Genomic DNA, 11,807 nt, shown 5'->3' with positions numbered 1-11,807 from the left:
GAAAAATGGCAGCTCCATTAATCCAAAAGGATCTTTGCCATGTTCAAGCCCACACCCAATCCCCCCGAATCCGAAAGCACCTCACCCTACCAATCCCCCGACTCAACGAAACTCCACGACGCCGCCGAGCGTGCGCTGGATCACTACCTCAAACCGGCCACCACCGCGCAACAAAGCCACAGACCCAGCACCATGTTCCAGGTCGCCCCCGACCAGGACAACGAAAGCCTGCTGGCCCACGCCTGCGAATCCCTCGCCTCGGCGAGCATCATGAGCAGCGACATCGCCGCCTACGTCGACAGCCCCCAACGACACACGATACTGGCCATCCAGCAGGTGATCATGCTCGCGGAACTGGCAGTGAATCGGGTGCTGGATAATTACGAAATCCATCAATCGCCGACACGTAGCTGACCCTGTGGGAGCGAGCTCGACCCTGAGGGCTTCGGCACATTCAATATTCGAGGTGTCAGATAAACCGCTTTCGCGAGCAGGCTCGCTCCCACAATTCTGGGTCGTGTACACCGGCAAGATATGAGTTGGCTGTCAGGCCGCCTTCGCTGGCAAGCCAGCTCCCACAGGGACGGGGTGAATCTGGCAGAGATGGGTTGGCTATGAGGACGCTTTCGCGAGCAGGCTCGCTCCCACAATTCTGGGTCGTGTACATCAGCAAGATAGGAGTCGGCTGTCAGGCCGCCTTCGCTGGCAAGCCAGCTCCCACAGGGACGGGGTGAATCTGGCAGAGATGGGTTGGCAGAGGAGACGCCTTCGCGAGCAGGCTCGCTCCCACAATTTTGGGTCGTGTACATCAGCAAGATAGGTGTCGGCTGTCAGGCCGCCTTCGCTGGCAAGCCAGCTCCCACAGGGACAGGGGGAATCTGGCAGAGCGAGGTTGGCTATGAGGACGCTTTCGCGAGCAGGCTCGCTCCTACAATTCTGGGTCGTGTACATCAGCCAAGATATGAGTCGGCTGTCAGGCCGCCTTCGCTGGCAAGCCAGCTGCCACAGGGACAAGGTGGATCTGGCAGAGATAGGTTGGCAGTGAAGACGCTTTCGCGAGCAGGCTCGCTCCCACAATTCTGGGTCGTGTACATCAGCAAGATACGAGTCGGCTGTCAGGCCGCCTTTGCTGGCAAGCCAGCTGCCACAGTTTGAATCGAGTACATCAGCGAGAAACAGGTCGGCTGTCAGGCCGCCTTCGCGAGCAGGCTCGCTCCCACAAAAGCAAAAGCAAAAGCAAAGCAAAGCAAAGCAAAGCAAAGCAAAGCAAAGCAGCGCAGCTGCCCGCGGCGAAGCCGCCCCACTCAACAATGAGCGCAAGCTCGAGTACCGCTCTTGATCTTGATCCACCGGCGACGTCGGAAGGCTGAGTGGAGGGATTGATCCGGGCGTGGGAGCGCAGCGACCGTCTGGCGCAGCCAGACACAGCGGAAGGAGGTGCAGCGAAGCAAACCGTAGCCGCTGCGCCCGGATCGATCCCGGAGCGAAGGGACCCGAGCCTGCGAGGGCCGAACGTAGGAGCAAGCCTTTTGGGTTACCTTTTTGGCGTTTGAAAAAGGTGACCCGCCGTAAGGGCGGAACCGTAATCAGCAACACCCGAAGAAACGGATATTCACCCAAAACCCCAAGAACCTGGTCGGCCCAGAGGCCGCCAAGACAACCCGAGCGAGAAAATGTTAGCGTGCTTGCAATCAAGCCCCGACGAGCCCAACCCCAATGAAAAAAACAGTCCTGGCCTTCAGCCGCATCACCCCGCCCATGATCGAACGCCTGCAAGAAGAGTTCGACGTCATCGTCCCCAACCCCAAGACCGGTGACATCAACGCCCAGTTCAACGAAGCCCTGCCCCACGCCCACGGCCTCATCGGCGTCGGCCGCAAACTCGGCCGCGCACAATTGGAAAGCGCAACAAAACTCGAAGTGGTCTCAAGCGTCTCGGTCGGCTACGACAACTACGACCTCGACTACTTCAACGAACGCGGGATCATGCTCACCAACACCCCCGACGTGCTCACCGAAAGTACCGCCGACCTCGCCTTTGCCCTGATCATGAGCAGCGCCCGCCGCGTCGCCGAACTCGACGCCTGGACCAAGGCAGGCCAATGGCAAGCCAGCGTCGGCGCGCCGTTGTTTGGCAGTGATGTGCACGGCAAGACCCTCGGCATCGTCGGCATGGGCAACATCGGCGCCGCCGTTGCCCGACGCGGTCGCTTCGGCTTCAACATGCCGATCATCTACAGCGGCAACAGCCGCAAGACCGAAATGGAACAGGAGCTCGGTGCGCAGTTCCGCAGCCTTGATGAGCTACTGGCCGAGGCCGATTTCGTCTGCCTGGTGGTACCACTGAGCGACAAGACCCGTCACCTGATCAGCCATCGCGAACTGGCGCTGATGAAGCCAAATGCAATACTGGTCAACATCTCGCGCGGGCCGGTGGTCGACGAACCGGCGCTGATCGACGCTCTGCAAAACAACCGCATCCGAGGCGCCGGGCTCGACGTCTACGAAAAAGAACCGTTGGCCGAATCGCCGCTGTTCCAATTGAAAAACGCCGTGACCCTGCCCCACATTGGCTCGGCGACCACCGAGACCCGCGAAGCCATGGCCAACCGCGCACTGGCCAACCTGCGCAGCGCCCTGCTCGGCGAACGGCCGCAGGATCTGGTCAACCCGCAAGTCTGGCGTCGCTGAACAAAAAGGCCAGTGCACTGTTGCACTGGCCTTTTATTCTCTTTGATTACATAACTTGCAACTGAACAAGCAAGCCCATTTCAGTAACTGCAATATAAGCTCTCGCAACTTATCAACTTATTGATTGATTGCCATGGAGAGCCATTCCCGTGAACACCCTAACCACTGACAAACTTATTCGTTACAGCAAAGTCATCCTGATGGCTTATATAAGCTTCTTCGGCCTGCTGGTGATGATTCACAACTTCACCGACTATGAATCCAATTACACCTATGTGGCGCACATCCTGAGTATGGACACCACCAACGCCAGCGAAAACATCATCTACCGGGCTATTGACTCGCCCATGATCCACCACCGGATCTACTGGTTCATCATCACCATGGAAGTCACTTACACGGTGCTCTGTCTGATCGGCACTTACCAGTTATATCGCTACATTGATGCTTCCGCTGCAGCTTTTCATGAAGCCAAGAAGTTTTCGATCATGGGCATATTGGTCGCCATCTTCATTTATTACGTGTGCCTGCAAACTGTCGGTGTTGAATGGTTCGACATGGACACTTCGCAATCATGGAACGCCAAGGACTGGGCACGACACATTGTCGACTTTATCTTCCCGGTAATGATCTACATCACCTTGAAAGTCGAGCGCTGAACAGCAGCGCTCGTTTTATCAAGCTAACTTCCCCTGCCCGGCGGACAACAGTGGTTTGGGTTTACGGAACACCAGCACGTTGCCCAGCATCACCAACACCAATCCGACCAGCGCCGGCGCGGTCCATTGATAACCTTCGGCAAACGCCGACACGTTCAGCGCCACCACCGGGAACAACACCGTGCAATAAGCTGCACGCTCCGGGCCCATGCGCCCGACCAGCGTCAGGTAGGCGGTAAAGCCGATCACAGAGCCGGGAATCACCAGATACAGTAACGCGCCGACATAACGTGGTGACCAGTCCATTTCGAACGGGATGCCTTTGAGCAGACACCACACCGACAACATCGCCGCGCCATAGGCCATGCCCCAGGCGTTGGTGGTCAGCGGTCTCAACCCTGCTTTCTGTTGCAAACTCGAGAGCATGTTGCCGGCCGAAAAACACAAGGTTCCGCACAACGCCAACCCGAGGCCGAGAAGGGTTTGCGGAGTGGCCTGATGCCCGGCCACCTCCGGCCAGAACAACAGTCCCAGACCGAACAGCCCGAGCGCGCCACCCATCAATACATTGCGAGCAATGCGCTGCCCGAAGAAAACCCGCGCATTCAGCGCGTTCCACAGTGTTGCCGTGGAAAACACCACCGCCACCAGCCCGCTGGGAATCCACTGACTGGCGGTCAAAAAGCACATGAAGTTGATGCAGAACAGGCACAGGCCCTGCAAGACGCAGATAAGGTGCCCGCGCCGATTCATCGGTTGCAGACGGCGGCTGAGCAGCAGCAACGCAAACAACACCAATGCAGCCAGGCCGAAGCGATAGACAATCGACACCGGAATTTCGACCACGCCCAATTGCCATTTCAAGGCGATCCAAGTGGTTCCCCAGATCAGCACGGTCAGCAGATACAACGACAGGTTCATGGCAGACACTCCTTAAACAGGCCTTGAGTGTCTGCCTCGGCCATCCTTCGGCGCTTGCAGAATCTTGCGCTTTTGTCTGCCAGCAGGCTGGCAGCGCCACGTCTACGGAGTAGGATGCGAAGGCGTTGAAGAGAACCGCACATGGCCGCCATCGATACCCTGCAAGTCTTTCAAGCCCTCAACCGCTCGCCGAATGCACGCCTGGTGCACAGCGCCGAACTCGGCGACGGCTTGTCTGCGGCTTTGTGGACCAACCACCACGACGCCCAGGAATACGAAGCACCGAGTCATCACACGCTGTCCTGCTACATCGCCGGCGGCACCGGCACGTTTCGTCGTGGCCAACCGGGCCGCAAGGGCGGGCCGGACAAGCTATGCATCCTGCCGGCCGAGCATGAATCGGGTTGGGTGATCAATGGCGATATTCGTCTGGCGCACCTGTATTTCAGCGCCGAACAATTCGCCCTCGGCTGCGTGACTTTGCTCGATCGCGAACCGCGCGAGATGCAGTTGCGCGAACAGACCTTTCTCGAAGATCCGCAACAGGCGCAACGCTTTCGCCAACTATTGAGCCTCAACTGGCAAGAGCCGGCCGAACGCTTGCTGACCAGCAGCCTTGCCCACGAATTGATCAGCCACACGCTGCTCAGCCAGGTGGGTGCGCGCCAGGGCTTGCGCTTGAAGGGCGGACTGGCGCCGCATCAGCGGCGGCAACTGGTGGAGTTCATCGACAACCAGTTGAGCGAAGCCATCAGCCTCGGGCAACTGGCCGGGCTGTGCGCGCTGTCGGAATATCACTTTGCGCGGATGTTTCGCCTGAGCTTTGGCCTGCCGCCGCATCAGTACGTGCTGGCGCGGCGCTTGAGCCGGGCACGGGAATTGTTGCGCGGGACGGCGCTGCCATTGGGGGAGATTGCGCTGGCGTGCGGGTTTACCAGTGCGAGTCATTTCACCAACCGGTTCAGGCAGGTTTTAGGTGGGACGCCGGGCGAGTATCGGCAGGCGTTTTTGCGGTAGAAGGTCAAAAGATCGCAGCCTTCGGCAGCTCCTACAGGGGAAACGCATTCCAAATGTAGGAGCTGCCGAAGGCTGCGATCTTTTGACGTTGACTCAAAACTCCAGAGTGCTCGACAAGGAAACCTGCCGCGAGTCCCCCATCGACACAAAGAAGCGGCTCGCTGATGACGTGTAGTAGGTGCGATCAAACAGGTTCTTCACGTTCAACTGAAACTTGACTTTCTGCCCTTCGACTCTGGTGTCGTAAGTAGCAAACGCATCCGCCACGGTATAGCTCGGCAGATCAAAATCATTCACCGCGTTGCCTGCGCGCTCTCCGACATAGCGCGCGCCTGCCCCGATACGCAACTGATCGCCGCCAAACACATTGCCGAAGTCATAAACCGCCGACAGCGAGCCGGAATTCTTCGCTACGTTTTGCAGGCGCTTGCCTTTGTATTCCGGGTCTTCGGTGACTTCGGCGTCGGTATAGGCGTAGCTGCCGATCAGGTTCCAGTGCTCGCTGAGTTGCCCGCTGACATCGACTTCCAGGCCGCGTGAACGCACTTCACCCGCCGCGCTGTAGATCGTCGTCGGGCCTTCGGAATTGGCCACCAGCACGTTGCGTTTCTTGATATCGAACAACGCAATATTGCCGGTGATGCTGCCCGGCATATCCAGCCGCGCACCCAGCTCCCACGACTTGGCTTCTTCTGGCGCAATGCTGCCGTCGAGCACAGTGCTGCTGCCGCTCAGCGGGGCAATGGTCGAGTTGGGTTTGAACGATTCGGTGTAACTGCCGTAGAACGACAAGGCATCGGTGTAGCGGTACACGAGCCCTGCGCGCGGCACCCACTTCTGCCCGTTGCTGTCGGTGTTGGCCTTGAACGGCACGCCTTTGCCGGCGTACTGGTCGTACTCCTGAAAACGTCCGCCAGCGACCAGGATCCACTGCTCGTTGAGGTGAATCGAATCCTGCAGGAACAGCGAGTCGCTGCGCAGTTTGTCGGTCTGCGCGCTGTCGGGCGCACTCACCGTAGTGCCCATCACTTCGCGACCATACACCGGATTGAGGTAGCTGAACGTGGTCAGGCTTTTCTGCCGGATCAGATCCTCGCGGTAGATCTTGCGATATTCGTCGTCGACGCCGAACACCAGATCATGCTGCATGCCCAGTACATTCACTTTGCCTTCGAGGCTGGCGGTGGTGAAACGGTCGGTGCTGATCGCATTCTGGGTGCCGTCCATGCTGCGGGTCAGTGTGCCTTTGTTGGTGTCGATCGCAGTCACGCGCACCTGGCTGGCGTCGTAGGTTTCGCGGTTCCAGCTGTAGCCGAAGTGGGCTTTCCAGTCGTCGTTGAGTTCATGGTCGGCTTCGAAATGGTACAGATCCGAACGCCCTTCCATGTCGTTGAACGGCTCATCGAGACGCTGCTTGCGCGAGATATCCAGCGGATGGTTGGTGCGCGGATCGATCAAGGTGCCACGGTCGAACGGCGTGAGAAATTCGCGGTGCTCGTAGGCGAACAGCAGCTTGGTGCGCTCGCCGTACCAGGCCAGCGAAGGTGCGATCAGCGTCTCGCGATGAGTGCCGAAGTTGCGCCAGTAATCTTCGTCTTCATGATCGACGACCATGCGATAGGCGAAGCCGGAATCGCCCAGCGCGCCAGTGCTGTCGAAGGCGCCGCCGCTGCCATTCTTGCCGTCACCGTAGGTCGAACCGCGCACGGTTACGGCGTTGTACTGGGTCAGTTCGGGCTTCTTGCTGACCAGGTTGACCACGCCGCCCGGATCCTGAATCCCGTAGAGCAACGAGGCCGGGCCCTTGAGCACTTCGACGCGATCCACAGTCGCGTTCATGCCACGGCCCTGCACCAGCGGCATGCCGTCGCGCATGATCGAGCCGTTGCGGTTGTCGCCGAAGCCGCGAGTCATCACTGAATCCTGGGTACTGCCCAAGGTGTTGCCCTGGGTGATGCCGCTGACATTGGCCAGCGCGTCATCGAGATTGCGCGGCGCCTGATCGCGAATGACCTGCGCCGGGATGACATTGACGGTTTGCGGAATCTCTTGCAGCGATGCCGATGAGCGCATCACTGAACTGGTTTCGGGCGGCTGATAACTCAGCGATTCATCGCGCGTAGACGTGATGGTGGTGGCGCCGAGATTGAGCGCGCCTTCGGTCGGCATCGGCTCCAGCGCCAACGTGTGGTTGTCGGTGCGGCGAAAGCTCAGGCCGGAGTTGCCGAGCAGACGTTGCAGGGCCTGTTCGGCGCTCATCTGGCCGTTGACTGCCGGAGCATTGAGGCCGTACGGCGCTTCGTCGGTGTAGACCACGCTCTGCCCGGTCACGCGGCTGAAGTCACTCAGGGCCTGGGGCAACGGTTTGGCGGCCAGGGCAAAATTGAATTGCTGTTGCGCCTGACTGCTCACCGCTTCAACGGCCAGCGCCTTACTCATCGGCAGCAATGCCAACGCGGAAAAACTCAACGCCGACATGCCCAACCACTGTTTGACCGAACCGGATTTTGCCCTGGACTTCATTGCTCAATGACCTGTGTAGAACCGCAACGGATGCGAATGGCTCGCAGTTTCAGTCACTACACGGATGGGGCTCGGGGTTACCTCACCATAAATCGAAAATAATTTTGAAGATCAAAAGATCGCAGCCTTCGGCAGCTCCTACAGGGGAACGCATTCCAATGTAGGAGCTGCCGAAGGCTGCGATCTTTTGCTGCCTCAACGCAGAATGATCAACTGCCCCAACACCCGATGCTGCTCAAATCCCAATACCCCCTGCAGCGAATTGAGCACCGCTTGCGGATCCTTGCTCGGGAAACTGCCGCTGACCTTGCGCGCCGCCAGCTCATCGTTGAGCAGCACAATCCGCCCCGGGTAATAGCGGCGCAGATCCTCGACGACATCGGCCAGCGTGGTCTTGTAGTAAGTCAGCCAACCCTGACGCCAGGCCAGTTGCGCTTCACTGTCCACGGCATGCAGTTTTTCCGCTGAGCCCTCGGCGTAGGCAACTTGCTGGCCGGCCGTGAGAATCTGCTGTTGGCCATGCTCATCGGCCGTCACCGCGACACGCCCGGACAACACCGTCACTTGTGCGCCGTGAGGTTGCCGGCGCACTTCGAACTGGGTGCCGAGCACCCGCGCCTCGCCCTGCTCCGCCGCCACCACAAACGGATCGCCAGTGTGAGTGACGCTGAAGTAAGCAGCACCTCTGATCAATTTCACGCGGCGCTGGCCATGACTGAAATTCACAGCAATCGCACTGTCGGCATCCAGTGTCACTTGCGACTGATCGGCCAGAGTCACCGTGCGGATTTCCCCCGGTGCCGAGACATGATCAGCGCGCAGATCGTCGAGCCAGCGCTGCGCCTGCCACCCCGTGCCGAGGCTGACCATCAGCAGCAGACACGCGGCGATCGCCAGCGCGCCCGACCAACGCAACATCGGCGAACGACGCGGGACGTCCATCGCCTGCAGATAACCTTGCAGCGCGAGCGCATCTTCATCGGCCAGCGTGCGCGCGGGGCTTTCGCTGAGTTCCCAGATCACCTGCGCCTGCGCATACGCTTGGGCATGGGCCGGATCGGCGCGCAGCCATTGGCTGAAGGTGAGTTGATCGCCAGTGCTCGGGCGGTCGTGCAACAGACTCAGCCAGGCCAGCGCGGCCTGTTCCTGGGCCGGTGTCGGTGTGATCGGGTTGGATGGCTTCACGGTGCTTTCCCTGGCAAGCGTGGCGCGGGTTCGCGCAGGCTGGCCTTGCAGGCCTCGAGGGCGCGCATCATATGTTTTTCCACGGCACTTTGGGACAGGCCCATGGCCTTGGCGATGTCGGCGTACTTGCGCCCATGAATGCGATTGAGCAGAAAAATCTGCCGGGTACGCTCGGGCAAGGCGCGCAACGCGGCTTCGACATGGCGCAGATCGTTGCCGGCTTCGAGGGCGGCCTGGGGTTCGCTGCCATGGCTGTCGGGTTCGTCCGGCTGCCAGCCTTCGTTGACCCGCGTGCGCGTGCCTTCGCTGCGCAGATGGTCGATGGCGATGTTGCCGGCGCAGCGCAACAGATAGGTGCTGAGTTCTTCGACCTGGACCAGCGGCCGACGCCAGAAGCGCAAAAACAGATCCTGGACCAGATCCGCCGCCGTCGCCCGACAACCGACGCGCCGGTTCACCAGCGCCTCCATTTGCGCACGCTGGGACAGAAACACCTGGAGAAAATGCGCACGCGCGCCACGCGCTTCGTCATCGCGTGATTCCGGTGGCAGACCGATCAGCACTTCAGCACTGCGCCCAGGCTGCAACCGGGCTGGCCAGCAGGCTCAACCCGGCCAGTGCCATAGCCAGACGCGGGCGATACGGCAGCAACAGCACCAATGCCAAAGCGCTGAGCATCAGCACCGCGAACCAGTCGACCAGACCGAAACTCCAGCCATTGGCCGCGACCGCTGCCCACAATGACAGCACCAGCAACAGCCATCCCGCCAACGCCAGACCCTGACGGCGGCGCGTCGACGGTTTGGCGCCGAGCAATTCGGCGTGATGACGTGGCATCGACAGGCACAACGCGGTGAAGCCGGCATAGGTGAGCAACAGGGCCAGCAGCATCAGTTGGCCCCCTGTTCGACTGTGATCGAGCGAGGCGAAGAACTTGCTTTGCGAACGCTGGCGCGGTTGCCCGTACGCTGCATCTTGCGCACAACCCAGCCGAGGAAAATCCCCGTCATGACGCATGTCAGATCAAATCCGGCCAGTGCCCAGTCGCGCTGCATCAGGGTCGCGCCAAGATTCCACGGTGTGGTCAGCGCATTGATCAGCGGCACCGCGATAAACAGCGCGGCGCCGAGCGTCAGCTGTTCGACCCAGGCCTTGCGCCCCGGACGCAATACCGCGTGCAACAGGCTAAGCCCCCACGCAATAAAAAACGCATTTACTTCCCAATCGGCCCGCCCCGCCAGACTCACCGGCAACAGTCGATTGGCCAGAAAGAACACCGCCACCGCCGATACCAGGCCGGCCATGCTGGCGATATTCAGCACCTCGACCAGGCGCAATTCGAACGGCAGCGCCGCGCTTTTCACGTGCTTGAGCTGCCGCTTGCCGAGCCAGATCACCAGCCCGGTGCCAATCATCGCCGTGCCAGCCAATCCGCAAATGAAATACAGCCAGCGCAACAGCGGCCCGGCGAAATGCCCCATGTGCAGACCATAAAACGCGCCACCCACCGCCATCGCCATGGGTTGATCGGGGGTGCTGCTTAGAAGCTGCCCGGTGACGCCGTTGAACGTCACCGCCCGGCCGAAATCATGCACCACCCGATCGCTTGCACGGGACAGCACCACCGTGGCGCTGGCATCGCCCGGATTGCTCACCGACAGGCGCGCGGTGTGGCCGCCCGACCATTGCTCGCTGGCCTTGGCCAGTAGCGGCGCCATGGCGGTCAGCGGTGCGGCGACATCGGCGCGTTCCGGCGTTTTGGAGGCGGGAAAGACTTCGTCGTAGAACTTGCGCACGTCGCTGCCGTAAGAGGCAACGATGCTCGCTGGCATGACCATCGACATGAAAATCACCAGGCTGCTGTAAGTGATCATCAAGTGAAACGGCAGCACCAGCACACCCACGGCGTTATGCCCGTCGAGCCAGGAACGCTGGCCCTTGCGCGGGCGGAAGATGAAGAAGTCCTTGAAGATTTTCTTGTGGGTGATGATGCCGCTGATCAGTGCAACGAACATCACCATTGCGGCGATGGTCGCCAGCCAGCGGCCCCACGGATAAGGCATCTGCAACTGGAAGTGAAAGCGATAAAAGAACTCGCCGCCCATGCTTTCGCGGCCCTTCACCTCGGCGCCGCTCTGGGCGTCTAGGGTTCTGGATTCGAAGCGGCCGCGCTCGCCGGGTTTGCCCGGCGCCTGCTGCCAGCGCACCGTCAGACCGGGCTCGCGGGCATCGGGCAAATCGATCAGCCAGCGCGAGGCACCGGCGGCGTGTTGCTGCAGATAATCTTGCGCCAGTGCCAGGCTCGCTTCGCTATCAAGCGAATGTGCAGCAATTTCCGGCTGCATCCAGTGGCTGATTTCATCTTTGAAATAAGCGAGCGTGCCGGTGAGAAAAATCGCGAACAGCAACCAGCCGAACACCAGCCCGGCCCAGGTGTGCAGCCAGGCCATTGCCTGCCGGAACCCTTCCTTCATGCCAGCCCCAGACCGCGCGCGGCGCCGGAAATGGTGGCGAGAATCACGCTCGGCACCAACAGGCCGACCCACGCCGACCATGCGCTGCGGCAGGCGAAACACCAGAGCACCGCGACCAGATAGACCAGAAAGGACACAGTCATGCCAGTGACCACCGCTTCGGCGCGGTTCAGCGGCAGCCACAACGTCAGGGTGACACTGGCCAGCGCCGCGACCAGATAGCCGCCGAAAACCGCCGCCAGCACTCGCGAAGTGACGGCCAGGCGATAGGACACGGGAAGGGTGGCGAGTTTGCCTTTCATGTTTCGACCCTGAAACGAAAAACGTCCGGCCGACA

General features: G+C 60.4%; 11 protein-coding genes. 4 read left to right on the top strand and 7 right to left on the bottom strand.

Annotation, left to right across the window (positions count from 1 at the left end):
* Window positions 1-39 precede the first annotated feature (39 nt).
* The 3 genes from AC4IHP_RS15515 to AC4IHP_RS15505 all read left to right on the top strand — a co-directional run bounded on the left by AC4IHP_RS15515 (window position 40) and on the right by AC4IHP_RS15505 (window position 3,350).
* Window positions 40-414, top strand: coding sequence for a DUF6124 family protein (locus AC4IHP_RS15515; RefSeq protein WP_460124163.1), 375 nt, complete (start codon window positions 40-42; stop codon window positions 412-414).
* 1,302 nt (window positions 415-1,716) lie between these two features.
* A complete protein-coding gene (locus tag AC4IHP_RS15510; protein ID WP_490832094.1) occupies window positions 1,717-2,691 on the top strand; it encodes a 2-hydroxyacid dehydrogenase in 975 nt (324 codons plus the stop codon).
* 149 nt (window positions 2,692-2,840) lie between these two features.
* Window positions 2,841-3,350 carry a DUF2165 family protein gene (locus tag AC4IHP_RS15505; RefSeq protein ID WP_460124157.1) on the top strand — a complete coding sequence of 170 codons (510 nt, stop codon included), beginning with the start codon at window positions 2,841-2,843 and terminating at the stop codon, window positions 3,348-3,350.
* A gap of 18 nt (window positions 3,351-3,368) precedes the next feature.
* On the opposite strand, the gene AC4IHP_RS15500 is transcribed toward AC4IHP_RS15505, so the two are convergent.
* The gene (locus tag AC4IHP_RS15500; protein WP_490832093.1) at window positions 3,369-4,271 is read right to left on the bottom strand and encodes a DMT family transporter; all 903 of its coding nucleotides are present in this window, start codon (window positions 4,269-4,271) and stop codon (window positions 3,369-3,371) included.
* 141 nt (window positions 4,272-4,412) lie between these two features.
* Here AC4IHP_RS15500 and AC4IHP_RS15495 point away from each other — a divergent pair, with 141 nt between their 5' ends.
* Window positions 4,413-5,288 carry a helix-turn-helix domain-containing protein gene (locus tag AC4IHP_RS15495; RefSeq protein ID WP_460124151.1) on the top strand — a complete coding sequence of 292 codons (876 nt, stop codon included), beginning with the start codon at window positions 4,413-4,415 and terminating at the stop codon, window positions 5,286-5,288.
* Window positions 5,289-5,381: 93 nt separating this feature from the next.
* Here AC4IHP_RS15495 and AC4IHP_RS15490 read toward each other — a convergent pair whose 3' ends face one another.
* The 6 genes from AC4IHP_RS15490 to AC4IHP_RS15465 form a co-directional block, all read right to left on the bottom strand.
* A complete protein-coding gene (locus tag AC4IHP_RS15490; protein ID WP_490832092.1) occupies window positions 5,382-7,811 on the bottom strand; it encodes a TonB-dependent siderophore receptor in 2,430 nt (809 codons plus the stop codon).
* Between the two features lie 195 nt (window positions 7,812-8,006).
* Entirely contained in the window at window positions 8,007-8,996 is a 990-nt protein-coding gene (locus AC4IHP_RS15485; protein WP_490832091.1) for a FecR family protein, read from the bottom strand.
* On the bottom strand, window positions 8,993-9,559 hold the full coding sequence (locus AC4IHP_RS15480; RefSeq protein ID WP_490832106.1) for an RNA polymerase sigma factor: 567 nt from the start codon (window positions 9,557-9,559) through the stop codon (window positions 8,993-8,995). The genes AC4IHP_RS15485 and AC4IHP_RS15480 overlap by 4 nt, the downstream gene beginning before the upstream one ends.
* A gap of 1 nt (window position 9,560) precedes the next feature.
* Entirely contained in the window at window positions 9,561-9,887 is a 327-nt protein-coding gene (locus tag AC4IHP_RS15475) for a DUF3325 domain-containing protein (protein WP_490832090.1), read from the bottom strand.
* Entirely contained in the window at window positions 9,887-11,470 is a 1,584-nt protein-coding gene (locus tag AC4IHP_RS15470; protein WP_490832089.1) for a PepSY-associated TM helix domain-containing protein, read from the bottom strand. Before AC4IHP_RS15470 ends, AC4IHP_RS15475 begins: the two co-directional genes overlap by 1 nt.
* The gene (locus AC4IHP_RS15465; protein WP_490832088.1) at window positions 11,467-11,772 is read right to left on the bottom strand and encodes a DUF3649 domain-containing protein; all 306 of its coding nucleotides are present in this window, start codon (window positions 11,770-11,772) and stop codon (window positions 11,467-11,469) included. The genes AC4IHP_RS15470 and AC4IHP_RS15465 overlap by 4 nt, the downstream gene beginning before the upstream one ends.
* Window positions 11,773-11,807: the final 35 nt, after the last annotated feature.

The sequence above is a fragment of the Pseudomonas sp. UF-293 genome, assembly GCF_058245595.1.
This window is presented reverse-complemented; position numbering and strand designations above follow the sequence as displayed.